The organism is Paenarthrobacter sp. 10L412 (assembly GCF_056395565.1).
Map to the genome: position 1 here is coordinate 213,825 of NZ_JBFTJT010000006.1, position 26,541 is coordinate 240,365.

General features: G+C 62.9%; 17 protein-coding genes. 7 read left to right on the forward strand and 10 right to left on the reverse strand.

Annotated elements, in window-relative coordinates; genetic code table 11:
- Positions 1–85: 85 nt before the first annotated feature.
- Both AC1DD7_RS09070 and AC1DD7_RS09075 read right to left on the reverse strand, forming a co-directional pair.
- Positions 86–1,429: a GAF domain-containing protein gene (locus AC1DD7_RS09070; RefSeq protein ID WP_477514675.1), complete on the reverse strand. Its 1,344-nt coding sequence runs from the start codon at positions 1,427–1,429 to the stop codon at positions 86–88.
- 147 nt (positions 1,430–1,576) lie between these two features.
- Positions 1,577–3,025 carry an FAD-dependent oxidoreductase gene (locus AC1DD7_RS09075; protein ID WP_477514676.1) on the reverse strand — a complete coding sequence of 483 codons (1,449 nt, stop codon included), beginning with the start codon at positions 3,023–3,025 and terminating at the stop codon, positions 1,577–1,579.
- 128 nt (positions 3,026–3,153) lie between these two features.
- Between AC1DD7_RS09075 and rarD the strand changes: the two genes are divergently transcribed.
- A complete protein-coding gene (gene rarD / locus AC1DD7_RS09080; protein ID WP_477514882.1) occupies positions 3,154–4,242 on the forward strand; it encodes an EamA family transporter RarD in 1,089 nt (362 codons plus the stop codon).
- A gap of 453 nt (positions 4,243–4,695) precedes the next feature.
- Positions 4,696–7,062: a polysaccharide lyase 8 family protein gene (locus AC1DD7_RS09085; RefSeq protein WP_477514883.1), complete on the forward strand. Its 2,367-nt coding sequence runs from the start codon at positions 4,696–4,698 to the stop codon at positions 7,060–7,062.
- Positions 7,063–7,269: 207 nt separating this feature from the next.
- On the opposite strand, the gene gabT is transcribed toward AC1DD7_RS09085, so the two are convergent.
- A complete protein-coding gene (gene gabT, locus AC1DD7_RS09090) occupies positions 7,270–8,625 on the reverse strand; it encodes a 4-aminobutyrate--2-oxoglutarate transaminase (RefSeq protein WP_477514677.1) in 1,356 nt (451 codons plus the stop codon).
- 46 nt (positions 8,626–8,671) lie between these two features.
- Positions 8,672–10,102: a gamma-aminobutyraldehyde dehydrogenase gene (locus AC1DD7_RS09095; RefSeq protein WP_442006669.1), complete on the reverse strand. Its 1,431-nt coding sequence runs from the start codon at positions 10,100–10,102 to the stop codon at positions 8,672–8,674.
- A gap of 146 nt (positions 10,103–10,248) precedes the next feature.
- Between AC1DD7_RS09095 and AC1DD7_RS09100 the strand changes: the two genes are divergently transcribed.
- The 3 genes from AC1DD7_RS09100 (at position 10,249) to AC1DD7_RS09110 (ending at position 13,738) form a co-directional block, all read left to right on the forward strand.
- Positions 10,249–11,691 (forward strand): PucR family transcriptional regulator, encoded by a 1,443-nt coding sequence (locus AC1DD7_RS09100; protein ID WP_477514678.1) that lies wholly within the window; start codon positions 10,249–10,251, stop codon positions 11,689–11,691.
- Between the two features lie 89 nt (positions 11,692–11,780).
- Positions 11,781–13,061 carry an MFS transporter gene (locus tag AC1DD7_RS09105; RefSeq protein ID WP_477514679.1) on the forward strand — a complete coding sequence of 427 codons (1,281 nt, stop codon included), beginning with the start codon at positions 11,781–11,783 and terminating at the stop codon, positions 13,059–13,061.
- Positions 13,058–13,738: a FadR/GntR family transcriptional regulator gene (locus AC1DD7_RS09110; RefSeq protein WP_477514680.1), complete on the forward strand. Its 681-nt coding sequence runs from the start codon at positions 13,058–13,060 to the stop codon at positions 13,736–13,738. The genes AC1DD7_RS09105 and AC1DD7_RS09110 overlap by 4 nt, the downstream gene beginning before the upstream one ends.
- Positions 13,739–13,845: 107 nt before the next feature.
- Here the strand turns inward: AC1DD7_RS09110 and AC1DD7_RS09115 are convergent, their stop codons facing one another.
- From AC1DD7_RS09115 to AC1DD7_RS09135, 5 genes are all read right to left on the reverse strand, one after another.
- The gene (locus AC1DD7_RS09115) at positions 13,846–15,225 is read right to left on the reverse strand and encodes an MBL fold metallo-hydrolase (protein WP_477514681.1); all 1,380 of its coding nucleotides are present in this window, start codon (positions 15,223–15,225) and stop codon (positions 13,846–13,848) included.
- Between the two features lie 80 nt (positions 15,226–15,305).
- Positions 15,306–16,772 carry an FAD-dependent oxidoreductase gene (locus tag AC1DD7_RS09120; RefSeq protein WP_477514682.1) on the reverse strand — a complete coding sequence of 489 codons (1,467 nt, stop codon included), beginning with the start codon at positions 16,770–16,772 and terminating at the stop codon, positions 15,306–15,308.
- Positions 16,773–16,807: 35 nt separating this feature from the next.
- Complete coding sequence (gene cobA / locus AC1DD7_RS09125) at positions 16,808–18,085, reverse strand: uroporphyrinogen-III C-methyltransferase (protein ID WP_477514683.1); 1,278 nt, start codon at positions 18,083–18,085, stop codon at positions 16,808–16,810.
- Between the two features lie 172 nt (positions 18,086–18,257).
- Positions 18,258–19,169 (reverse strand): glutaminase, encoded by a 912-nt coding sequence (locus AC1DD7_RS09130; RefSeq protein WP_431116066.1) that lies wholly within the window; start codon positions 19,167–19,169, stop codon positions 18,258–18,260.
- 4 nt (positions 19,170–19,173) lie between these two features.
- Positions 19,174–20,790 carry a PucR family transcriptional regulator gene (locus tag AC1DD7_RS09135; protein WP_477514684.1) on the reverse strand — a complete coding sequence of 539 codons (1,617 nt, stop codon included), beginning with the start codon at positions 20,788–20,790 and terminating at the stop codon, positions 19,174–19,176.
- Positions 20,791–21,178: 388 nt separating this feature from the next.
- On the opposite strand from AC1DD7_RS09135, the gene AC1DD7_RS09140 reads away from it, so the two are divergent.
- Both AC1DD7_RS09140 and AC1DD7_RS09145 read left to right on the forward strand, forming a co-directional pair.
- A complete protein-coding gene (locus tag AC1DD7_RS09140; protein ID WP_477514884.1) occupies positions 21,179–22,630 on the forward strand; it encodes an amino acid permease in 1,452 nt (483 codons plus the stop codon).
- A 17-nt stretch (positions 22,631–22,647) separates the two neighbouring features.
- Positions 22,648–25,470: an aminotransferase class I/II-fold pyridoxal phosphate-dependent enzyme gene (locus tag AC1DD7_RS09145; RefSeq protein ID WP_477514685.1), complete on the forward strand. Its 2,823-nt coding sequence runs from the start codon at positions 22,648–22,650 to the stop codon at positions 25,468–25,470.
- 28 nt (positions 25,471–25,498) lie between these two features.
- Here AC1DD7_RS09145 and AC1DD7_RS09150 read toward each other — a convergent pair whose 3' ends face one another.
- Entirely contained in the window at positions 25,499–26,539 is a 1,041-nt protein-coding gene (locus AC1DD7_RS09150) for an LLM class flavin-dependent oxidoreductase (protein WP_477514686.1), read from the reverse strand.
- Positions 26,540–26,541: the final 2 nt, after the last annotated feature.

The following is a 26,541-nucleotide window of genomic DNA, read 5'->3' on the forward strand; positions in this document are numbered from 1 at the left end:
GGTGGCTGTCGCCATTGATTCGAGCCTAGGAGCGGGCAGGTTGCAGCTACGTTGCAACCGTGTGAGTCAGCTCACGCTTAATGGTTCAGGCCGACAGTTCCGTTTCGATCCGCTCAAGGTCAGCCACGACGGCGGCACGCTTGGGTGAGCGCGGCGGCAGCAGCTTCAGGACGGCAAGGCGGAGATCGACGTCGTACTTGGCCTCGGGCAGCTCAGCGTACTTTAAGAGCGAATCAACGCTGCCGTCACTCAGGAGCGCTTCCCGCAGCAGATGCGAAACCCGTTCACGCAATTGCACGACGCCGGGCGCCTCCGAGCGCGGCAGGACTGCGCCTTTGTAGATCTCCAAGGCAATCCGGTGGGCACCGCGCTGCAGGCAACTGAGCACCTGACCCGAATCGGGAAGCAAGTCAACAGGCAAGCGGTAGGGCCTCGATTCGGGAACCGCCTCGGGGCTGAGTTCATGGAGAACTTTGCGCAGGCGCACCATTTCCGCCCGCAACGTCACCGCCGAGCCGTCTCCCGGGTATAGCTGGGCGCAGAGGTCATCCGCGCTGAGGCCGGCCGGTTGGCTGCAGAGGATAGCCAGGATTTCGCTGTGCCGGGCCGACACGGAAACGGTCCGGCCATCAATGCTGAGAAGGGCCTGATCGCGGCCCAACAACTGCAGGCTATTCCGATACAGAGTGTGGCTGGAAGCAGAAGTTGAGCTCCGGCGTCGTGGTTTTTCCCGCACGGCAGCGGCGAGCTGGAGACGCTCGATGCGCAACTGCGCCTGTGCAGCCGCAACGGTTGCTTCCACCAGGGAAACCGTGTGCGGGGCCACCGCGGTCTCCGTTCCCGTGATGTCCACGACGCCCAGCACGGCACCGGAATCGGGATCATGGAAGGGAACGGCGGTACAACTCCATGGGTGAACCGATCTCTTGAAGTGCTCCGCACCGGAGATCTGGATGCTCCGATCCAGGGCTAGCGCCGTCCCGGGAGCGCTTGTACCCACTGAGGCTTCGGACCAATCGGCGCCCGCAACGAACATCATTCCCTCGGCCCTGCGCTGCATGACGGGATCGCCATCCACCCACAAAAGCCGCCCGACATCGTCCCCCACCGCCACGAGCAGCCCACTGTCATGGCTGGGCTGGACCAGCAACTTCCTGATGACGGGCATGATCGCGGCCAACGGGTGTTGACGGCGGTAGTCCTCCAGTTCGTCGCGGTCCATCGCGAGCGGCGCTTCCGGAACATCGGGATTGGCCAGCAGGTTGGCCGAACGCTGCCAGGATTCGCGCACCAAGCGCCGGAGGCCGGAGATTTCCTCAGGAGTCCCGGCCCGCAGCATATCCAATTGTTCGTGGCCAGCCAGGGCGCGCTTCTGCACCAGCCTCCCGGCTTCGCTGCCTGGAACAGGCGGATGGATTGGATTCCTCATCGAACTCCCCGGTAATCCGCAGTGACAGTGCGCTGCGTATGTGCTGGCGGCACAGTACCCGAAAGTCTAGTTCCAGGAGTGGAGTTTGTGTACAGCTGACGGGTTTGCGAAGCCTGTTGAGGGCGTTGGCGTGCACAAACCCAAAGGTTAGCCGCGCGAGATCTGGATCATTTCCTCACGCGGAACTACCTTGATGCGTTCCCGGATCACGCCGTTGCCGTTGCCGGATGCGGACTCCGATTTGGACCACGCGGCACCCAGGGCGGCCTCGTGGGCATCCAGGCGGTTCCACCCCTCCCAGGTGGTGTATTCGATGCCGCGTTGCTCAAGGAGATCGATGATGGCCTGCGGATCCGGGTTCTCTGCCGGAGGCAACGTGAGCCGGTCTTCGAGGAGGCAGCCGATGGTCTCCAGTGCATCGCCCTTGGTGTGGCCGATCAGGCCTACAGGTCCGCGCTTGATCCAGCCGGTGGCGTAGATTCCCGGTACGGGCTTGCCGTCGGCCTCCAGGACGCGACCGCCGTCGTTCGGTATGACACCGCGGCGGGCGTCGTACGGAAGCTCCTCAAGCGGCGAGCCGTGGTAGCCGATCGCGCGGTAGACGGACTGCACCGGGTACTCCACGAATTCACCGGTGCCCTTGACGTTGCCGGTTCCATCCAATTGCATGCGCTCGAACTTGATGCCGGAAACCTTGCCGGGAGTTTCCGGCGAGTCCAGGATCTCCACCGGGCTGTGCAGGAAGTGCAAGTGCAGACGGCGCGAGGATGGCTGCTCGGACTCCGCGTGTTCTTCCACCAGCCAGTTGGTCATGGTGTTGACCATGGTCTTGATCTGGTTGTTCGTACGGATTGCCTCATCGGAGGCTTCATCAAACTCGAAGTCCTCCGGGTACAGCACAATGTCTACGTCGTTGCAGTGGGACAGCTCCCGCAATTCCAGCGGCGTGAACTTAACCTGTGCAGGACCGCGGCGCCCAAACACGTGGACGTCGGTAACAGGTGATTTCTTCAACCCCTCATACACATTTTCCGGGATCTCGGTGACCAGCAGCTCATCGGGGTGCTTGACCAGCATACGAGCCACATCAAGGGCAACATTGCCATTGCCGATGACCGCAATCTCCTTGGCATCCAGCGGCCAATCGCGGGGAACGTCCGGGTGTCCGTCGTACCAGGAAACAAAATCGGCTCCGCCGAAGGACCCTTCCAACCCGATGCCCGGGATGTTCAGGTCCGCGTCCTTGATGGCCCCCGTGGAGAAGATCACGGCGTCATAGAATGCACGGAAATCGTGAAGCGTCAGATCCCGACCGTAGGTCACGTTGCCAAGGAAACGGATGTCCCCCCTGTCCAGCACCTTGTGCAGGGCATTGACGATGCCCTTAATGCGGGGGTGGTCCGGAGCCACGCCGTAGCGGATCAGCCCATAGGGCGCAGGGTACGCCTCAAAGAGATCGATGCTGACCTCCACGTCCCCGTCCTTGACCTCGTTGGACTTGGTCAGGATGTCGGCGGCGTACACGCCGGCGGGACCGGCGCCCACGATGGCGACGCGAAGCGGACGTTTGGGGGTGGTTGCGGCTGAGTTGGACACCGTAAGCCCTTCCGAAGCAGTAAGCCACGCCGTTGTTGGGGCGCGCAGATTCCAATTCTAGATGTCCGCCCCGCACCCGGCCTCCTATATGGCGGGAGTCACACGAAAACAGGCGATTGATGCCAACATTGCGGAATATTGCGCTCACGTTTGGTGTTGGCGACATTGTGTCGACACCCGAGCAGATCACCGCAAACTCGTCCACTTCCAGCCAGCCCGCGACTGCGAGTGCGTCCAGCAGTGAACTTCATGCCTCTGGCGGGAGCACCCGCGGACGAAAGCCGGTCTGGAGCGAGTCGACGGCGGGAATCCTCTTTGGGATTGGCGCTTACTCTTTGTGGGGACTGCTTCCCCTGTACTTCCTCGCGCTTCAACCGGCCGGGGCCATCGAAATCGTTGCCAACCGCGTCGTTTGGTCGCTGATCTTCTGTGCGCTGCTGATCACGGTCACGCGGGCCTGGCGGGTCTTTGGCGCAGCCGTGAAGGACCGCTCAGTCTTTGGGCCGTTGGCTTTGGCCGCTGGATTGATCGCAATCAACTGGCTCACCTATACCTTCGGCGTCACCACAGGCCATGCCGTTGAAACGTCCCTCGGATACTTCATCAATCCGTTGGTGTCGGTCCTGCTCGGCGTATTCGTGCTCAAGGAGAAGTTGCGGCCCCTCCAATGGGCAGCAGTGGGCATCGGCTTCATCGCAGTGGGCGTCCTGACCTTTTCCTATGGCCAGCTTCCCTGGATCGCGTTGATCCTTGCCTGCAGCTTCGGCCTCTACGGGTTCGTTAAGAAGCGCGTCGGTCCCAGGGTTGATGCGCTCACCAGCCTCTCCGTTGAAACAGTGGTCCTGGCTCCCTTGGCAGGCGCAACCATGGTTGTCCTGGGCATAAGCGGCGTCGCAACCCTCACCGCACATGGGCCCGTGCATTTCTGGTTGCTTCTGGCATCCGGCGTCATCACCGCTGTGCCGCTGCTATTCTTCGGCGCCTCGGCCCGTCGCCTGCCCATGACCACCATCGGCCTTCTCCAATATTTCGCACCGATTCTTCAGTTCATCGTGGCGCTGGCCGTCTTCAACGAGACCATGACCACGGCCCGCTGGATCGGATTCTGCGTGGTGTGGCTCGCCCTGCTGGTGCTCACGGTGGACATGCTGCGCACAGCGAAGAAGAACTCGTCGCTGAAGAAGAAGGCCCGGATCGCGGCCGCTGCGGGAGCTTAGCCCTGCTGAACTAGCCCCTGCCGAGAACGCCGGAGGCGTGTCACAGCGCTGGAGCGCGTCGAGAACGCCGGAGTTTTCCGGCGTACTTGTAGCTCTCCGGCGTACTCGCAGCTCTCCGGCGCACTCGTAGCTGGCCGGCGTACTCGTAGCTTGCCGGCGTTTTGGGCGTGCTTGAGCGCATCGAGAACGCCGGAGAAGTGCCACAGCGCTGGAGCGCGTCGAGAACGCCGGAGTTTTCCGGCGTACCTGCAGCTCTCCGGCGAGCTCATGGCCTGAGCACTTTTGTTCATTTCTGTTGAGGGGTCCGTTAACCGGACATAAAGTTGCGGAAACTCTCGCCGCCACGTCCACCCCAACACGCCCTTAACGCCCGCCGCCCAAGTAACTCGCAGTAGTGGTTGTTCCCAGCGCTGGGACTTCCGCACCGCTGGTGCCGCGGCACTAGCCGGTGCCCTGCTTTCCCGTTCCTCTCCAGCGTTTGCGGAACCGGCACTCGGGCTGCAGGAACTCATAGACCGACGCCGATTGGTCCTCACCGGAGGACAAAGTGCTGCGGGCATCCCGGAGCTTGCCAACCAGCTACAGGGAATGGGGAAAATCGCCGAAAATTGGTGGACTTCCATGGATAATTCCGCCACCCGCACGTCCTTGTGGAATGACATTCCGCTGACGGGTATCGGTCAGTCAACGGCCGCCACGGGCAACATGGGCCTGCACTTCAACCGGCTCTACGATATGGCGCTGGGGTACGCAGTTCCGGGCAATCCCTATGCCGGAAACCCGGAATTGGCCGCAGACATAGTGGCTGGCCTGAAACTCCTGAACGACACCGCCTATAAGCCGTCCATCAAGGCAGCCGGCAACTGGTGGTTCTGGGAAATAGGCGTACCCCGCAAAACAGCGGACATCCTCACACTGATGTATGCAGAAGTCCCGGAAGACTTACGGACATCATTGCTGGCAGCGGTCCGTTGGTTCGCTCCGAATCCGAATTGGCGTGGACGCGCCACGTCGCTCGCAGAGACCGGTGCAAACCGCGTGGATAAATCCTTGGCCTGCTGCATGCGCGGAATCCTGGACAACAATGTGGACGACATAGCCCTTGGCCGGGACGCATTGAGTGACACCGTCCGCGGCGGGAAAAACAGCGTGTTCACGTACGTAACCAGCGGCGATGGCTTCTACACAGATGGTTCGTTCGTGCAGCACGGTTATCTGCCATATGCCGGAACCTACGGTGTTGTGGCTCTGGCTGGCATCGCCGAGATCATTGCGATGCTCGGTGGAAGCACCTGGGCAGTCAACGACCCCAAGCGTTCCGTTCTCCTGGACGCAGTGGAGGACACCTACGCCCCGTTCGTGTGGGACGGCCGCATCATGGACACCATCCGTGGCCGTGCCGTGTCCCGGCAGCGCGAGCCCGACTACGTCAGCGGCTTTGCCCTAATCTCCGCCGTCTTGTTGCTGGCACCCGGCTGCAACGAGCCCTACCGTTCAAGGTTCCTCGCCTTGGCCAAGGGCTGGCTCGAGCGCTGTGCAGACCAGAAACTCGTGGGGCATCCAACGCAGAGCCTGGCAAAGTCTTTGTTGTCGCTTGGCGTCCTGTCCGATTCCTCGGTAGTTTCAGCACCGGCACCGGTGTATAGCCGGATGTTCGCCGACCAGGACCGGCTGGTCCACCACAGGCCACAGTGGGGCTGCACTGTGAACCTCTCCTCCAAGCGCATCGGCCGCTATGAGTGGGGTAACAGTGAGAACAACCTTGGCTGGTACCAAGGTGACGGCATGACTTTCCTTTGCACACGCCAGGATCCCTCCCAGTTCAGCGCAGACTTCTGGCCCACCGTGGACCCCTATAGCCTTCCCGGGACCACCGTCAACGATCAAGTGCGGGCTAGCGGAGCAGGCACGGCAGGAACCGGCATCCCACGCGCTTTTCAGGCGTTCGCTGGTGGCCTCACAGTAGACGGTAGATGGGGTGTGATCGGCATGGACCACCTCAACCACAACAAGACGCTATCCGGCCGAAAGTCATGGTTCTTCCTGGATGAGACAGTGGTCTGCCTGGGCTCCGCCATCACGGGCACTGGTGGGGCGGCGGTACGGACCACCATCGAGAACAGGTCCTTTGCCATGGGATCCATTCCGGTGGTGCGGACGGATTCAAGGATCCGCAACCTGGCACCTGGGGACGTGTCCGTCCCATTGAAGCGATCAGTCCACATCGACGGACATGGCGGCTACGTTTTTCTGGATGCTCCGGGCGTCTCCGGTGCGGCGGAGCTGGCAGTGGTACGCCGCACGGGCAGCTGGTACGACATCAACTCGGGCGCAGACACCGGCGGATCCCCTGATCCCGTCACCCGGGATTACGTGACCATCACGCATCACCACGGCACAGATCCTGTGGGGTCAGGCTACGCATACATGGTGTTGCCTGCCGCAAGCCATGAGGTCACGTTCTCAGAATCCGCAAACCCCGGCGTGAAGGTGCTGGCCAACTCTGCGGAGGTGCAGATGGTCGAGATGGACAGGAATAAGCTGACGCTGGCCAACTTCTTTGCCGCAGGCGCCGCCAATGGATATACGGCTTCTGGCCCATGCACCATGGCATCCCGCCAGACCGGGGACCAGCTCGCTGTCTCCGTGGCAGATCCGTCCCGGACCCAGTCCAGCGTCCGGATCACCCTGCCAGGGACCCAGTGGCGCACCTTGGCTCAGTCGGATCCTGGGGTGGCCCTGGTGAGCTCCGATCCCCTGGTCATCGAGGTCCAACTCGACGGACATGGCCACCAGAAAAACCTGACCCTGGGCACCTAGGCGGGCTCCGCCGTCGTGCGTTCCGCTGGTTCTTTGCGCCGAGGACGCAGGAACAGTGCAAGACCGCCGGATAGCTCCGGCGGTCTGGACGCGCTCCCGCGAACTCGGCGAACTCGGGCGCGCTCCCGCGAACACGGCGCGCCGCCCCTTAACGCACAAGGAGGGCCGGGGAAAACCCCGGCCCTCCTCCCAAACAAGCGTGGAGACTTACGCGTGGGCCTTGATGGCTGCAGCGAGGACCTCGAGGCCGTCGATGAGCAGCTCATCGCTGATCACGAGCGGCGGAAGCAGGCGGATCACGTTGCCGTAGGTGCCGCAGGTCAGGATGATGACGCCTTCCTGGAGGCAAGCGGCAGCAACGGCCTTGGTGAGCTCAGCGTTGGGTTCCTTGGAGCCGGGTTGAACGAGCTCGATGGCCAGCATGGCGCCACGGCCACGGATGTCGCCAACCACGGAAACTTCTGCTGCCAGTTCGCGGAGCTTGCCGAGGGCGAGCTCTTCGATGTGGCGGGCACGGCCGTTGAGGTCGTGCTGTTCCATGGTGTCGATGGCTGCGAGGGCGGCTGCACAAGCAACCGGGTTGCCACCGTAGGTGCCACCGAGGCCGCCCGGGTGAACGGCGTCGAGCAGGTCCGCGCGGCCGGTGATGGCGGACAGCGGGAGGCCACCGGCGATGCCCTTGGCCATGGTGATGATGTCCGGGACAACACCTTCGTGGTCAACGGCGAACCATTCGCCCGTGCGGCAGAAACCGGACTGGACCTCGTCGGCGATGAAGACGATGCCCTTTTCCTTGGCCCATGCGGACAGTGCCGGGAGGAAACCTTCGGCCGGGACGATGAAGCCACCCTCGCCCTGGATGGGCTCGATGATGATCGCGGCAACCTGGTCGCCACCGATCTGCTTCTCGATCATGGTGATGGCGCGCTTGGCAGCCTCAGCACCGGTGATCTCCGGGTTCTCTTCACGGAACGGGTAGCTCATGGGCATGCGGTAGACCTCGGGCGCGAACGGGCCGAAGTTGGTCTTGTACGGCATGGCCTTGGCGGTGAGTGCCATGGTCAGGTTGGTGCGGCCGTGGTAAGCGTGGTCGAAGGCAACCACTGCGTCGCGGCCAGTTGCCAGGCGTGCAACCTTGACGGCGTTCTCCACGGCTTCAGCGCCGGAGTTGAACAGCACGGTGCGCTTGGCGTGATCGCCCGGGGTGAGGCGGTTGAGCTGCTCGGCCACAGCTACGTAACCCTCGTACGGGGTCACCATGAAGCAGGTGTGCGTGAAGTGCGCAGCAGCTTCCTGGACAGCGGCGACGACGGCGGGATCGGACGCGCCGACGCTGGTCACGGCGATGCCGGAGCCGAGGTCGATGAAGGAGTTGCCGTCGACGTCGCGGATAATGCCGCCGTCGGCGTCTTCAACGTAAACGGGGACACCGGAGGCGACGCCGGCAGCAACGACGGCGGAGCGACGCTCGGCCAGTGCCTGCGACTTGGGGCCGGGGAAGGCGCCGTTGATGTTGCGCTTCTGCTCGATGCGGTACGAGAGTTCGTTCGCGGTAGTAGTCATGAGGTGGTTGCCTTTCTGGGAATTTCGTACGGGTTACGCGAACGCGTTATGCATCGAGTGCAGACATCACGTGCTTGATGCGCGTGTAATCCTCAACGCCGTACATGGAGAGGTCCTTGCCGTAGCCGGACTGCTTGAAGCCGCCATGGGGCATCTCTGCCGTCAGGAGGATGTGGGTGTTGATCCAGACCGCACCGAAGTCCAGGTCGCGGCTCATGCGCATGGCCGTGCCGTGGTCGGTGGTCCAGACGCTGGATGCCAGAGCGTATTCGACGTCGTTGGCCAACTCGAGCGCTTCGGCTTCCGTGCTGAACTTCTGGACGGTGATGACCGGACCGAAGGTTTCCTTCTGCACGATGTCATCGGTCTGCTTGGCGCCGGAGATGATGGTGGGCTCGAAGAAGAAGCCCTTCTCGCCTGCGCGGTGGCCACCGGTCTCGATCTTGCAGTTGGCCGGCAGGTGCTCCACCACCGAGGTGACGGCGTTGAAGTGGTTCACGTTGTTCAGCGGGCCGAAGTAGTTTTCTTCGTCGTTCTGCGAACCGGTGTGCAGGGTCTTGGTGTGCTCCACCATTGCTGCCACAACATCATCGTGGACGGAGTCTTCCACCAACACGCGGGTGATGGCCGTGCAGTCCTGGCCCGCGTTGAAGAAGGCGAACTCGGCGATGGCCGCTGCACTCTTCTTGATGTCGGCGTCCTTGAAGACAATGGCCGGAGCCTTGCCGCCCAGTTCCAGGTGGGCACGCTTGAGGCCCTTGGCTGCGCCGCTGGCGACCGCGATGCCGGCGCGAACCGAACCGGTGATGGACACCAGGCCGGGAACCTTGTGGTCAACCATCATCGCGCCGGTTTCGCCGGTGCCGAGGACAACGTTGAGCACGCCGGCCGGGAAGATCTCGCCGGCGAGGCGCGCCAGGACCAAGGTGGATTCCGGCGTGGTGTCCGAGGGCTTGAGAACAACGGTGTTGCCGGCTGCAAGGGCGGGGCCGATCTTCCAGATTGCCATCAGGAACGGGTAGTTCCACGGGGCAACCTGGGCTACGACGCCGATCGGTTCGCGGCGAACATAGGAGGTGTGGCCCTCAAAGTACTCCCCGGCGGACTTGCCTTCCATGATGCGTGCTGCACCGGCGAAGAAGCGGAGCTGGTCAGCACCTGCGGCAACTTCCTCGGAAGCGATCAGGGACCGGACCTGACCGGTGTTGCGGTGCTGGGCGTCAACGAGTTCGTCGCTGTTGGCCTCCACGGCGTCGGCGAGCTTGAGCAGCATGAGCTGGCGTTGGCCCGGCGTAACGTGCTTCCACGTCTTGAAGGCTTCGCTGGCTGCAGTCATGGCGGCGTCAACATCGGCCTGCACCGAAATCGGCGACTTGGCAACGATCTCCCCGTTGGTGGGGTTCACGATGTCCAGGAGACCCGTACCTGCCGGCGTAACGAATTCGCCGTTGATGAAGTTCTGCAAGGTTTGAACCACGGTGTGCAACCCTCTTTCGGTGTCTGGGGCATGGGTTTTAGCTGATCAGAGCCTATGCCAGCGAAGGGGTCCAAGGAATAGTCAGCTGCACACACCGGCATACCCTCCTTAGTGCGCTTGACCAGCGCCGGGTTACGCTTGTAACCATGGCAATGTCCCTCTCCTCGCTCGTCGCTGTCCCATCCTTGAAGCTCCGTAAAACAGGTAGCGCAGAAACAACCTGGAACCAGGACATCAGTTGGGTGGCCGTGACGGAGCTGGAGGATCCACAACGCTTCCTCAGCGGCGGGGAATTGGTCCTCACCACTGGCCTGCGCCTGAAGAGCGCCGCCGACCAGCGCCGATTCGTCCGGCAGGTCCAGCGGGCAGGTGCAGTGGGCATCGGCTTCGGCATCGGCCTCACCCACGAGTCCGTTCCGGAGGCGCTCATCGCCGAAGCCAACCGTTGGGGTTTGCCCCTGGTTGAAGTGCCGTACGAGATTCCCTTTATCGCGATCGGAAAGCTCGTTGCCGAGTCACACTCAGCTGACCACTACTCAAACCTGGAACGGCTTCTGGCCGGGCACCAGATCCTGGCCAGATCGCTCCTTACTGGCGGCGGCCTGGGCGAGCTCCTGAAACAGTTGGGCAGCATGCTGCGCACTGATGTTGTGCTCACCCAGTTCAGCGCGCAGCTCTACAACAGCGTTCCCGGAAAACCGGCCCCGTCGGCGGACGGCTGGGCTTCGTACCCGATTCCCACCGGCCGCAGGGACGCCTGCACGCTGTGGTTGCGGCAGCCATTCGTGGACTCGGGGATCGTCAGCTACGCGCAGAACCTCATCAGTGTTGAGCTGAACAATATGGTCAAGCAGCGCCAGGCCCAGCGCGCCATGGCCGGGCAGGTTCTTGACGACGTCATCCACGGGACCCTGGAAACCATAGAGGCCGCCCGCCGTTTGGCAGGCGTTGGAATCAACAGCACCAGGAAGAACGTGGTGCTCGTGGCGGAGTCCACTGCACACCACAAGCAACTGGTGAGCATCTCGCTGCCCCAGGCGCTGGAAGCCGGCGTTAGCGCCGTCGTCGGGAAGGATCTGGTCACCGTCATCACCGACGACGGCAGCTCCGCCACGTCCTTGGCCAAGAGCCTGAGCGACCACTTGCAAGAGGCCGGAATCCACGCCGTGATCGGAATCGGCGGCGCCTATACGAAGCCAAACGGCCTGCGTTGGAGCTACTTTGAAGCGCGCGACGCCGTGGCGCACGGCTTGCCGGTCAACGAGCCGGAACGCCTGAGCCTTACGTCTCTTTTGCTCGCCAGCGAGGACGTTCCGTTGGCCGACATGGCCAGCGAATCCCTCACGCCGCTAAGGAAGTTCGACGCCGCCCACGGCTCTGAACTGGTAGCCACACTGGAGAGCTACCTAAATCACAATGGCTCCGTCGCCGCCGTCGCCGAAGCCCTGACCCTGCACCGAAACACCGTGCGGTACCGGTTGGCCCAGATCACCGAATTGACTGGCTACGACCCATCGCAAACCCAGGATCGTGTGCAGCTTTGGCTCGCCCTGGCGGTGCAGCGGCTGGGTTCGCGCAACCCGCGGTAGGCCATCCGCGAGCTCGTACAGAGAGGTTCGCCCAGAGAGGTTCGCCACAAAAGTGTAGACATTAAACATCAAACGTCTAACCTTTAGATATGGCTGCGACGACCCCTCTTACCCCCACCACCGGAAACATCCCTACGATTGCCACTTCTTCTACGGCGACAAACCAACGCCAAGCAGTTCCCAAGACGCGCGTCGTCGCCGTCGTCGGCATCATTGCCGTAGTCCTCATCGGACTGAACCTTCGCGCCGGAATCACCAGCGCCGCGGCGCTCTTCCATGAGCTGCAGCAAGTGTTGGGCTACGGCGCTTTGGTGGCCTCAGTCCTGCCCTCGATTCCGCTGCTGTGCTTCGCGGTTGCTGGGATGGGGACCTCGTGGCTGACCCGCCGCGTGGGTGTGGAGAAGGCTATCGCCATCGCCTTGGCCCTGCTCGCTGGAGGTTTGCTGGTGCGCGGCGTCCCGGCCACCGGTGCGCTCCTCGGCGGAACGGTCCTGGCGATGTCCGGACTTGCCGTCTGCAACGTGGCCATGCCGTCGTTCATCCGCGAGCACTATGCGGACCGCACCTCCATGATGACCGGCCTCTACACCTTCACGATGTCCGGTGGCGCTACCTTCGCAGCGGCAGTGAGCGTTCCCTTGGCGCAGCAGCTCGGTTCGCCATCGATGGGTCTTGCCGCCTGGGGCATCCTGGGTGTCGCAGCCCTGCTCGGCTTCCTGCCGGTGGTCCTGCACTCGCACCGGAATTCCACCAAGACGGACCGTCCGCGAGTATCCATGTGGCCCCTGCTCCGCACCCGCCTGGGCATCCTGATCACCGCCATCTTCACGTTCCAGGCTTTCCTCGCCTACGCCGTGATGAGCTGGTTCGCTTACATCCTCACGTCCCAGGGCCTCAGTGCCTCCGAAAGCGGGCTGCAGTTTGGCATCATGCAGCTGGTCTCCGTGGCCGCTGGCATGATCCTGCTCGCCTTCGGTTCCAGGCCCGGAATGCTGCGGCCTGCCCTCTACCTCGCAAGCAGCTCCACCCTGGTTGCCATTGCCGCCATGATCTGGTTGCCGACCTCCTTGGCATTCGTTTCCGCCGTGCTCTTTGGGTTTGGTTTGGGCATCTTCCCGCTGGTCCTGGTAATCATCAGCCGTAGTGGACGGTCGACGGCGGAAACCACCGCGCTCTCCACGATCGCCCAATCACTGGGATACTTGATTGCGGCAATTGGCCCCTTTGGCATGGGGCTGCTCCACAGCGCAACGGGCGGCTGGGCGCTGCCCCTGAGCTTGCTGTCCATCGTGGCGGTGGCGCTCATGGTTACCTGCCACATGCTCACGAGCAAGCGCACAGCCACCAAGACCGGACCGAGGACAGCATGACCCTTACTCCTTCGCATCGCCCGGCCCTCGCCGAGGAGATCACCGTCAAGCTGCGGGACATGATCAAATCAGGCGAATGGCCGCTCCAGGAGCGCATCCCGGCAGAGCCTGAACTCATGGCAAGCCTGGGCGTTTCGCGGGGAACCCTCCGCGAGGCCATCAAGGCATTGGCGCACTCGGGCATGCTCGAAGTCCGCCGGGGAGACGGCACATACGTGCGTGCCAACAGTGAGATGTCCGGCGCGGCGCAGCGCATGTACTTGGAGCACACCCAGGAACACATCGTTGAAGTGCGGCTTGGCTTGGACACCCAAGCGGCTCGCCTCGCCACAAAGCACGCCACTGTCGAAGACCTGGCTGAGATGCGCCGCCTCCTGGCCCTGCGCCATGACGCGTGGCAGTCCGAGGACTACCCCACCTGGGCCCGGGCCGATTGGGAATTCCATGAACGGGTTGCCCTGGCATCCGGTAATCCGCTGCTGCATCAGCTCTATGTCTCCTTTGGCGGGGTCTTCCACAACGACCTCCTCCGGCAGCAACGCAAGGAAGGCTTCAACGGCATCCCCCGCGAAGGCCACGACGAACTCGTGGATGCCCTGGAAGCACACGATCCCGACGCCGCCGTCCAGAGCGTCTACCGGAACCTGGATTTCTGCGCAGACAAAACCCCTCGTTAGCTCGTCGTTAGTCCGTTGCCAGCCCGCTTATCCGTTGTTGCCCAACCACGAAATAGCGGGCCGACCACGAAATAGCGGGCCTGCAACGTCTTAGGCACGGTCCCGATTTAAGGCACAGTCTCGATTCCCGCCCCGGCCGCGTCCCTGAACTTCGCGTTGATCAGGACAACGTCCCGTCCCGCCCGGTCCAGGAGACTCGCTGCGACACTCGCCCGGTATCCCGTGGCACAGTGCACCCAGATCCTGGCGTCCGGCAACTCAGTGGTCCTGCCGATCAACTCGTAGACCGGAATGTTGAGGGCTCCCTTGACGTGCGAGGCCTTGTATTCCTCCGGGCGGCGAACGTCCAGCACCACGTCCCCAGGCTCCCGGTCTTTGAGGAGTGCAGCCCAGTCCCCGTGCTCGTAGCTCGCTTGGGGAGTGTCCCGCGCCAAGGCGCCGATATCCGAATCACCCGACTCAGGCCCGACGGCGGCATCCGGACTATCGATGCCAATCCTCGCCAAGTCGCGGATCGCTTTCTCCACCTCATCCAACGGGCCCAGCAAGGTAAGGGGTTGATTCCACGGGATGACCCAGCCGAGGTAGCTGGTGAAGTTATCGCCTCGTCCGTATTCGAAGCTCACGCTGCCTTGGAGGTGGCTGTCTGCGAAAGCCACCCTGTGCCGCAGATCCACCACCCACTCCCCCGCCCCCAAGCGCCGGCTCAGCTCCCCGGCGTCCACGGAATCAGGCACCTGAAAGTTCGCTGCACCGGGGCCGGCGGCGTTGAGGGGGCTCATGTGCGCGTAGTAGGCCGGATAGGCTGTGATGTTCTCCAACAACTCGGCCACAAAATGGTCCTCGTTGGGATCAGTAAGGGCATGGTTGGCTGCGGCTTGCTCGCCGATGGTTGAGGCATTCACCTTGCTGGAGGGGCCCACGGAGCAAAAGGAACCGAAGCCGTGTGTTGGATAAAGCGCTGCATCAGGATGCGCTGAATCCATCAGGCGCCGGACCGAAGAATACTGATCGTGGGCCAACTTCGCAGTGTCGTCAGGTGAGACGAGGTCCGTTCTCCCGACTGAACCGTAGAGCAAGCTGCCGCCGGAAAACACGGCCTCAGGGCCGCCGTCGTGCGTGTCATCCCGGACCACGTACGAGAGGTGTGTGTGCGTGTGGCCAGGCGTGGCAACCACCGTCACAGTGAGCTGGCCGACGTGAAGCACCTGTCCGTCTGTGACGGGAACACGTGTGAACTCCACATGGTCATCAGCATTGACCAGGTAAGCGGCGCCATGTGCCTCGGCGAGCAACAATCCGCCGGTGACGTAGTCGTTGTGCAGGTGGGTTTCGGCCACATGGGTGATCCGGACACCGGCTTCCCTCGCCGCCGTCTCTATCCGATCGGTGTCCCGCTGGGGGTCGATCACCAAGGCCACACGGCCGTCATGCACCAGGTAGCTCCGGTCCCCCAACTGGGGTGTTTCGATGACGACGACGTCCATACCTCAGGTTAAAGCAACGCGGGGTCACTTATGCACCATCCGGAGGCCCGGAAAGGTGCGTAAGTGACCCCGCGTTGAAATTAAACTTCTGCGGCTACACCGTCGCGGGAGATGTTGACCATGTCCTCACGCGGGACAACCTTGATGCGCTCACGCGTGACCTCAACACCGTGGGAGCCGCCGGCCTCGGTGGCTGCTGCGCCGAGCGCGAGCTCGTGGGCGTCCAGAGCCAGCCAGCCTTCCCAGCTGGTGAACTGCACGCCGCGGGAGTCCAGCAGATCCACGACGGCGTCTGCCGCGGGAACCTCGGCGAACGGCAGGTTTTGGCGGTCCTCCAGGAGGTACGTCACGGTTTCAAGGGCATCGCCCTTGGTGTGGCCGATGAGGCCGACCGGACCACGCTTGATCCAGCCCGTCGCGTAGAGGCCCGGCACGTGCTGGCCGTCGGCGTCCAGGACGCGGCCGCCGTCGTTGGTCACGACGCCCTTCTTGTGGTCGAACTCGACGTCCGGCAGGGCCGAACCGAAGTAGCCGATGGCGCGGTACACGGCCTGGACCGGGTAGTCGACGAACTCGCCGGTGCCGCGGGCGTTGCCCGTGCCATCCAGCTCGGTGCGCTCGAACTTGATGCCCGCAACCTTGCCCGGAGTTTCCGGGGAGTCAACGATCTCAACCGGGCTGTGCAGGAAGTGCAGGTGGAGGCGACGCGAGGCCTTGAGCTCCGAGAGGTCCTCGGGCTGCTCGGCGATCCAGTTGGTGAGCGTGCCAACCATGGTCTTGGTCTGGTTGTTCGTCTGGACCTGGCGGTCGGACTCTTCGTCGAATTCGAAGTCCTCGGCGTAGAGGATGATGTCCACGTCCTTGGAGTGCGAGAGTTCGCGGAGTTCCAGCGGGGTGAACTTCACCTGCGCCGGGCCGCGGCGGCCGAAGACGTGAACGTCCGTGACCGGGGAATTCTTCAGGCCCGCGTAGACGTTGTCAGGGATTTCGGTGACCAGGAGGTCGTCGGCGTGCTTGGAGAGGACGCGGGCGACGTCAAGGGCCACGTTGCCGTTGCCGAGGACGGCGATTTCCTTGGCGTCCAACGGCCATTCGCGGGAAACGTCCGGGTGTCCGTCGTACCAGGAGACGAAGTCGGCGCCGCCGAAGGAGCCTTCAAGCTCGATGCCCGGGATGTTCAGGTCCGCGTCCTTGATGGCGCCGGTGGCGAAGATGACGGCGTCGTAGTGCTTGCGGAGGTCCTCGATGGAGATGTCCGTGCCGTAGTCAACGTTGCCGAAGAAGCGGATGTCGCCGCGGTCCAGGACCTTGTGCAGGGCGTTGACGATGCCCTTGATGCGGGGGTGGTCCGGAGCGACGCCGTAGCGGATCAGGCCATACGGTGCCGGGTAGCGGTCGAAGAGGTCGATGCTGACGTTGAGCTCGCCGCTCTTGACGGCCTCGCTCTTGGTCAGGATGTCTGCTGCGTACACGCCGGCAGGGCCGGAGCCGATGACGGCGACGCGAAGCGGACGGTCCGCAGAACCTACGGGGGTGCTAATTGACACGGCTGTGTTCCTTCTTCTTCTCAGTTGGTGCGGACTCAGTTAGTGCGGACGCGGGGACGGTTGGGGGTAATCGTGCTGTAGTCAGCGGTCTTGAAATGCTGTGGGGCGAAGGGGCTGACACGGACAACATCGCCGATCACAATGACCGCGGGATTGGCCACGCCGACGGCCTCAGCCTGGTCCGCGATGGATCCCAACGTGCCGATCGTGACGCGCTGATCCGGCAAATACCCGTTCTCAACGATACCTACTGGAGTGTCCAAAGGCAGACCCGAGCCAGCCAGGGCAGCCGCGGAATCGCGCAATTGAGCCACTCCCATGAGCAAAACCACAGTGTGATCCGGCCGGGCAGGCACTTCGGAAAGCTCTTCATGACCGGTCACAACGCTGAAGCCCTTGGCCAGGCCTCGATGCGTGACGGGAATACCGGCAGCGGCAGGAACCGAAATCGCCGACGTCACGCCGGAGACCACTTCAACCTCGACGCCGTTCTGCCGGCAGAACTCTGCTTCCTCGCCACCGCGGCCCAGGACGTAGGGGTCGCCGCCTTTGAGGCGGACCACGCGATTGCCCTTGAGGGCTTCGTCCACGAGGATCCGGTTGATCTCAAGCTGCGGCACAGGGTGATGGCCGGGCGTTTTACCGACCTCGATCACGCGGACGTCCGGAGCAAGTTCCTTGAGCAGCTCACGCGGGCCAAGACGGTCAGCAACCACGACGTCGGCCTGGCCCAGCAGGCGTCGACCCCGGACTGTGATGAGTCCCGAGTCGCCAGGGCCGCCGCCAACCAGCGCAACAGAACCAGCAGGCGCTTTGCCAGCAGCGTCCGGCTTGCGATGACGGCGAAGCGGCAGGTCACCGGTTTCCAGTGCAGTGGCAACAGCATCGCGGAGCGCCATGGCGCGGCGTGGGTCTCCCCCCGCGTTGATGGCGATCTTGACGTCATCAACCACGGCCACGGCGGGCGTCCAGGCAGCTGAGGATTCGTGGTCCGAGGCGTTGACGCACCAGATGCGCTGGGCTTCGGCGTCGGCTGCTACCTGGGTGTCCACAGCGGCAGTGCCCGTGGCGGTCTGAACGAACCAGACGCCGTTGAGGTCTGACGTGCGGTACTCGCGCGGCTCCCAGGTGAGGAGTCCAGCGTGGGCGAGTCCGCGGAGGTTTTCTGAGGCAACGGGAGCGACCACGGTAACTTTCGCACCGGCGTCGAGCAGTCCCTTGGCACGGCGCTCCGCGACGGGCCCGCCGCCCACAACCAGCACCGGGCGGCCGAGCAGCCGCAGTGCCGTGGGGTAAATGTCCTGTATTGCCATAAAAAAACTGTAGGGCGGGCCCGTAATATGCTTCAAAGGCTCGGAAACACCCGGTAACGCTGGGTAATCCAGCGTCACATACGCGTCATCCCTTGTTTCCGCCGGCAAACGTCCGGAAACCGTGCTCTAAAAACCCTGCCGCTAGAAACCGGTGCCGCTAAAACCCGGGCCGCTAGAAAACAGACCAGCCCGTGCGCGTCGTGAATTCGTCCAGGGCAGCCACACCTGCCACCGAGTTCCCGGACCGCCCAAGGCCTGGGCTCCACACACTGATGGCGCATTTGTTGGGGACCACTGCGACGATTCCACCCCCAACACCGCTCTTGCCCGGAAGGCCCACGCGATACGCGAATTCCCCGGCGGCGTCGTAGGTCCCGCACGTGAGCATGACGGCATTGATCCGTTTGGTCTGTGCTGGGGACAGCAACCGGGTGCCGTCCGCTCCAACACCGTTGGCAGCCAGGAATCGGGTTGCGAGCGCCAGGTCTTCACAGGTCATGGCCAGGGCGCACTGCTCCACATAGGACTCGAGGACAGCTTCCACGGGATTCTCCAGGTTGCCGCAGCTGGCAAGGAAGTGGGCCAGTGAGGCGTTGCGGTGGCTGTTGCGGAGTTCTGACGCCGCTACGTAGTGGTCCGCGGCCACGGTGGAGTTGCCGGTTTCGCGGCGCATTAAGTCGCGGACAGCCAGGGCTGCGCTTCCCGTGACGCTCAGGAGCCGGTCACTGACGACGATCGCACCGGCGTTGATGAAGGGGTTCCGGGGAATCCCTTCTTCGCTCTCCAGCTGGATCAACGAGTTGAAGGGGTTGCCTGAAGGTTCACGGAAGACTCGCTTCCAGATGCCGTCGCCGTCGAAGGCCAACACCAAGGCGAGCGCGAACACCTTGGAAATGCTTTGTATGGAGAAAGGCACATGCGCGTCCCCTGAAGAGTAGACGTCACCGTCCCGGGTTGCGACGGAGATGCCGAACTGGTGTGGGTCCACGGCTCCGAGCTGCGGAATGTAATCGGCCACGTTGCCCTGGCCGACGTGCGGCTGTACTGCCCCGACGATGTCGTCGAGGAGATTCTGGATGTCCAAGGTTCTAGCTCCTGGCCTCTGCGTAGGTCCACAGTCGTATCTGGAGATGGGCAAGCAATCGTTCGTCCGCAGACTGCAGGTCCAGCCCTGCCTCTTCGCACGCGCGCCGGAGCCGGTAGTGGACGGTGTTGCGGTGGATGGCCAGTTCCTCGGCGCAGCGGTTCACATCGCCAAAGAATTCGAGGTACGTCAGCAGCGTCAAAGCGAACTCCGGGTAGCGGTCGCAGAGCTTCGCTATGCCCTGGTGGCGTAGCCCCTTCCGGGTTTCCAGCAGATCCAGTAATTCGTTGGTGAGGACCGTGGTTTCCACATCCCTGTAGGAGGCAACACGGATCGACGGGGTGCTCTGCAGCACCTTGAGGACGCTGCGGACGTGGTCAAGCGTGGCGTAGAGCGCGTCCAGCCGCGGAACAATCGGGCCCACGGCGGCTTGGACCTGGAAGTGCAGGTGCGTGGTGGCGTCACGCACAATCGTGTTGACCAGCCGGTTGATGGCGGGCAGGGACTTTACCGGGTCCAGATCGGGAAGGATGATCGCTGTTTCCGTGCCCAGGGCTCCCACCACTGCTCCCGGACGGTACGCCGCCGCATGGATGGATGCGAGGTTGGAGAGCTCACCCCTTCGGAGCTGTTGACCGGGGGCGCTCTGATCCAATCCGCCCGCCGAAATCAGCACCAAGGCAGCAGGTTTGGAGGGATCTATGCCCGCCGACTGGGCCTGCGAGTGAACCTGTGCCGTACCGCTGAGCAGGCTGGACACACGGTCTTCGCGCATCGATTGGGATTGCTGGTTGCGGTGGCGGACCAGTTCAATCGCGGCATGCCGGGCAGCGCCGATCATCAGCCGGTCAGTGTTCGCGGCCAAAGGCTCTGCGCCTTCCTGCAGCCAGATGTAGCCCATCACCCGGCTTCCGGCATGGATGCCAATGGCCACGCGTTCCCGAAGGCCGGCCTCAGGGTTGGCGTCCACATGGACGGGTTCCTCGGTGGCCTGAAGGTGCTTGTAGACGCCTGATTCCTTGAGGAGTTTCTGGTACCGCTCGGGTCCGCGCCGCGCCAGGATGGACAGGCGCCGGAGCTCGTCAACATCGTTGGATGCAGGCGAGTAAGCGAGGACCCTGTTTCCCGGATCCTCGATGACTACGTGGCCGTTGGTCAGAGTTGCGGTTGTTTGGGCGATGGCGAACAAGTCCCTGTGCACCGTGGTGGGGTTCTCCCCGGATACACCGCGTTCACGGATACGGTCCATGGCGACGCTTTCGAACTTGTCCCAGCGAAGGCCGGGGGCTACGGCTACCAGTCCGATACCGGTGGATTGCAGCAGTTCCGCCACGGCTTCGAGTTCACGTTCGTTGCCCTTGACGGCCACGGCCGTGGGCCTGTCGCTGATGATCCGCCGGATTGCCGGCAGCGCCACACGGCCACGGGCACCGATGAGCATCACCAAGGACCCAGGGCGAGTGGCATCCTCGTCTTCTGCGTCCACAATGACCGTTTCACGAACTGTCAGGTTGTCCGCGTCCGGGGCAAGCAACAAGCGTGCGTTGTCCACGCCCAGGTCTTCAAGTACATCGCTCAGCAAGGTGACGACGCCGTCGTCGTCAATGTCCAGGGCCTTCAACGAAGCTATCGCTTCCTCTCGTGTTCAATTCGGGTCAACCGGACGTCCTTCGCCATTGAAGAAGTCCTGCCCATGCTCCTGCGCAATCGCGCACAGCCAGAAACATTACCGGGCCTTCAGGACACCAGTGTTGTCCAGCCAGCACAAGAGCCGGGCCCTGAATTTGGTTCGCCAGCCAATTTGCGCGATTCGCCTGAGATCTAGAGTTATTTACTGTCCCCAACGCCACAAACGCTGTGTGTCGCGCAGTGTCAGAGAACACGTCTGTGCCGTTTGGGACTGTTGAGCTGCCGACGGCGGCGCCGGAGTCAAAGGAGACCCCCAAGTGATACCCACGTCAGTTTCAGAGCATTCTGCTGCCCCTGACCGGTCCGATGAGGCCGGCACCCTGCTTGTTGGCCAGGAGCCAGGCCAGGATTTCTCAACGGAAGAGTCGGGCTACCGGAAGACCCTCAAGCCCCGCCAGATCCAAATGATCGCCATAGGCGGCGCGATCGGCACGGGGCTGTTCATGGGAGCCGGCGGCCGCCTCAATGGTTCAGGCCCGGCCCTGGTCCTGGTGTATGCGGTGTGCGGATTTTTTGCCTTCCTCATCCTGCGCGCATTGGGCGAGCTGGTTCTCTACCGCCCGGCCTCGGGCTCATTCGTTTCATACGCCCGTGAGTTTTATGGCGAGAAAATGGCCTACACGGCTGGCTGGTTGTACTTCCTGAACTGGGCTATGACCTCAATCGTGGATGTGACCGCAGTGGCCCTGTACGTGAAGTTTTGGGGCCAGTTCTGGCAGCCCATCAATGACGTCCCGCAATGGCTCATCGCCCTCATCGCCCTGGTGGTAGTGCTGGCGTTGAACCTTGTGTCCGTGAAGATCTTCGGCGAGATGGAGTTCTGGTTCGCGCTCATCAAGGTGGGTGCGCTGGTGGCCTTCCTCGTCGTCGGAATCTGCTTCATTGTCTTTGGTGGCAGGACAGATGTGGGCGTTCCCGGCCTGAATGTCATCGCGGACAATGGTGGTCTCTTCCCGACGGGCGCTGTGGCCCCGCTCCTGGCGATCAGCGGCGTCGTCTTCGCGTACGCAGCAGTTGAGCTGGTAGGCACGGCCGCCGGCGAAACCGCCAACCCGCACAAGGTCATGCCCAAAGCCGTCAACACTGTGGTGCTCCGTATCGGCATTTTCTACGTCGGTTCGGTCCTGTTGCTCTCCCTTCTGCTGCCCTTCACGTCCTACAAGTCCGGCGAATCGCCGTTCGTGACCTTTTTCTCCCACCTTGGCGATCCCCAGGCCGGCGCGATCTCGGCCTCCGTGATGAACTTCGTGGTTCTGACCGCCGCCCTCTCGAGCCTCAACGCCGGCTTGTACTCCACCGGCCGGATCCTGCGTTCCATGGCAATCAAGGGCTCAGCTCCCCGCTTCACCGCCCGCATCAGCGCTTCCGGTGTCCCTTACGGCGGCATCCTGCTCACTGCCGTCATCACGTTGATGGGCGTGGGCCTGAATGCGATCGTTCCGTCGCAGGTCTTCGAAATCGTGCTCGAGGTCTCTGCGCTGGGCATCATCGGCGGCTGGGCCACCATCATGCTCTGCCACATCAAGTTGCAGGCGTGGGTGCGCAGCGGCAAAGTCGTCAGGCCCGCATTCCGGCTCTTCGGCGCCCCCTTTACTTCCTATCTCACCCTCGGATTCCTGGCCTTTGTCCTGATCACCATGGGCTTCTCGGAAACAGGCCGATGGGTGCTCGCTTCCCTGCTGGTACTGGCACCGCTGCTGGTGGGTGGCTGGTATGCCCACCGTGGCCGAATCCGTAATGAGCAGTCCGCTTTGAACCCGCCCTCAGTTTGAAAGAGAAAACACGTCACATGAGCACCCTCTCCCCCCTTCCAAAAATTGGCACGCCCAGCCGCGCCTGGAGGTCGCGCGCCGATGCTTGGGAGTTCCTGGGATATGCCGTCAAGCAGCTTGCCTTGGACCGTCACGCCGGATCGTCCGACTCAGGTTTGAACTCCCAGATCAGCCGGACTTTTGCGCTCCTGGATGCCGTAGAGCCCTATTGGGCAGAGCCGGGCGTTGCGGCTGTGGCGCAGTTGCGCCAATTGGTCGACGACGGCGATCCCCACGCCGCGCTGGAACTTCTGGGCGGTTTGGCGCACCTTCCTCTGGCTTCCGGAGCGGAGCAAGGCCCAGTTTCCGGGGTTCTCCCGGAGTCGCCGGAGGACGAGGTTGCACAAGCCGAGCAGGCTGACCGTCCTCGCTTTGAGGTTCTGGTGGTGGACAACATCACGGCCCAGGAAGCGGAGGCATTGAAGGGCAACATGGCAGCCCAGCGCCGCCCTTCCGATGCTTTCACCTACGAAATCAATGTGGTCCCCAGCTACGAAGACGCGTTGGTCGCTGTCCTGCTTAACCCCGACATCCAAGCCGTGATCATGCGTCCGGGCTTCTCCGTTCGCAGCTCCCAGCAGCTGGGGAGTGACCTTCGCCGGTTCCTGGCTGGGCACACTCCCGAAGGCCTGCAGGCCTTGCGGCCCGTCAAACGGATCCTGGGCCTGGCCGAGGAAATATCCGGGCTCAGGCCTGAGCTGGACGTCTACCTGGTTGCGGGCGTCTCCATCGAGTCCCTGGCCGGATCACTGACCAGGAAATTCCGGAGGATTTTCCGCAGGCAGGATCACCTGGACCTGCATTTGTCCCTGTTGTCCGGGGTTGCAGAACGCTATGAGGCTCCGTTCTTCACAGCCCTGCTGGATTACAGCCGGCGGCCTGCAAGCGTCTTCCACGCCCTGCCCATTTCGCGTGGCGGGTCCGTCGGGAACTCCCCCTGGATCCGGGACATGGCCGATTTTTACGGGACAAACCTGCTTTTGGCAGAGACGTCGGCAACGTCCGGCGGCCTCGATTCCCTGCTGGACCCGCATGGATCCATCAAGCAGGCGCAGGACCTCGCTGCCCGGGCCTTCGGAGCGCAAAGAACGTACTTCGTTACCAATGGCACGTCCACGGCCAACAAGATCGTTCATCAATCCTTGCTGGCCCCTGGTGACGTTGTGCTGGTTGACCGAAACTGCCACAAGTCCCACCACTACGCCTTCGTGCTCGCCGGTGCCCGCGTTTCATATCTGGATGCCTACCCCTTGGACAAGTACGCCTTCTATGGTGCTGTGCCCTTGGCGAGTTTGAAGCGCAGGCTGCTTGAGTACCGGCGGGCCGGACGGCTGCACGAAGTCAAGATGGTCACGCTCACCAACTGCACCTTTGACGGAATCGTTTACGACGTCGAGCGTGTCATGGAGGAATGCCTGGCCATCAAACCTGACCTGGTGTTCCTCTGGGACGAGGCATGGTTTGCCTTCGCCCGCTCCCACCCCATCTACCGGCGTCGAACGGGTATGGCTTCAGCAGCCGCGCTGGAAGCCTCTTTCAGCAGTCCCGCCTACGCGGCCCGGTATGCCGAGCAGGCAGCGGCCCTGCATGATCCGGCCACCGGTGAACCACTTGATGACGAGGCGTGGCTGAACAGGCGGCTGATTCCCGACCCTGCCAAGGCACGCATCAGGGTTTACGCCACCCAGTCCACGCATAAGACCCTGACGTCCCTACGTCAGGGCTCCATGATTCACGTGTACGACCAAGACTTCATGGCGTCCAACCAGGAGTCCTTCCGCGAGGCGTACATGACCCACACCTCCACCTCACCCAACTACCAAATCCTGGCTTCCCTGGACATTGGCCGACGCCAGGTGGAGTTGGAAGGTTTTGGTTTGGTCCAGAAGCAATCCGACCTCGCCGTCTCTGTGGCACAAGCAGTCGCACGGCATCCCCTGCTGAAGAAATACTTCCGGGTGTTGACCTCGCGGGACCTGATTGAGCCCCAATACCGGGAAACCAGCGCCGCCATGCCGCTGCGGGAGGGATTGGCGGAACTTGAGGACGCCTGGCAACGCGATGAGTTCGTCATTGATCCCAGCCGCCTTACGCTGGACATCAGCAGGACAGGGATCGACGGCGATACGTTCCGCCACAGCTACCTCATGGACGATCACGGAATCCAGGTGAACAAGACGTCCCGGAACACTGTGCTGTTCATGACCAACATCGGCACCTCGCGAAGTTCCGTGGCGTACTTGATCGAGGTCCTGGTCAAACTCGCCGAAGGTTTCGAAAACCCCCATCCCTCATCGCGACCCCGGACAGTGCCCGTGCTTTCGCCGGCGTCTTCGCAGGCCGGAGGATCAGCGGTGGTTGGACAGACGCCGCCGCTCCCGGACTTCAGCACGTTCGCGGCCCGGTTCCGTGTGGACGACGCCTGTGAAGACGGCGATATCCGTGCGGCCTACTTCGAAAGCTACAAGCCTGAATCCACCGCTTACTTGTCCGCCGACGAGCTTGCCCTTGCAGTACGGGCCGGGCAGGAAGTCATTTCCGCCGGCTTCGTCACGCCGTACCCGCCTGGCTTCCCCATCCTCGTCCCCGGCCAGGTCATTACCCGGCAGACTCTGGAGTTCATGGCTGCCTTGGACACCCGCGAGATCCACGGTTTCGATCACGAACGTGGCTACCGGGTATTCGTGGATGGGTCTGCTGTTTCGGGGTCTGTGGTTTCGGCGTCCGGCTCCGCCGAAGCTGGTGTTTCGGAGACTGCTGTTGCAGCGGCGGGCATCGGGCGACTGCCCGCGGCTTCGTAGGACTGGCCGGATACCTGCGCAGCGTGCGCTAGGCGCTTTGGCGGGCCCAACCAAAAGCAGGTGCGATGTACTTCGCGACGTTCCCCAGGAGCTTCGCGTTGTACTCCACCCCGAGTTGGTTGGGCACCGTCAGCAGGACAGTATCGGCAGCTTGGACGGCTGCATCGGCTGCGAGTTCTTCTGCCAGCTCGTCCGGCTCCCCGATGTAGCTCTTCCCGAAACGTGACAACGCGCCGTCGAGAATTCCTACCTGGTCCTGCCGGTCCGCTTGGGCGCGAAGGCCGAAGTAGCGGTTGTCCACCTCATCGACGATCGGCAGGATGCTGCGGCTCACTGAAACACGGGGCTCGAACTGGTGCCCGGCAGCTGCCCAGGCCTCGCGGAACATGTGGATCTGCTCGGCTTGCAGTTGGTCGAACGGGACTCCGGTGTCTTCGGTCAGGAGCGTGGAACTCATGAGGTTCATGCCCTGCTCGGCGGCCCAGACTGCTGTCTTGCGGGTGCCGGCACCCCACCAGATTCGCTGTGGAAGTCCCGGAGAGAGCGGCTGAATAGGCAGAAGCCCGGTGGCTCCGCCTGCGTAGTGGGGATCAGCTTGGGCTACCCCGTGCCCGGCAATGGCTTTGCGGAAGAGCGCGGTGTGACGCCGTGCCATCTCGCCCGTGTCCTCGCCCTCGTTGGGAACATAGCCAAAGTTGGCGGCTCCGTTCAGGGCAGGCTCGGGTGAACCACGGCTTACTCCAAGCTGAAGCCGGCCGTCGCTGATCAGGTCCGTGGCAGCAGCTTCCTCCGCCATATACAGCGGGTTCTCGTAGCGCATGTCGATCACGCCGGTGCCCATCTCGATGGTGCTGGTCCGTGCGGCAATGGCGGCGAGCAGCGGGAACGGAGAGGCTTGCTGCCGGGCGAAGTGATGCACACGGAAGAACGCGCCGTCGATCCCTAGTTCTTCCGCCGCAACGGCCAGTTCGATGCCCTGCTTGAGCGCTTCACCGGCCGATGGCACCAGCGAACCCGGGACGCGCGCCCAGTGGCCGAAGGAAAGGAAGCCGATCCGTTTGTTGTGCATGT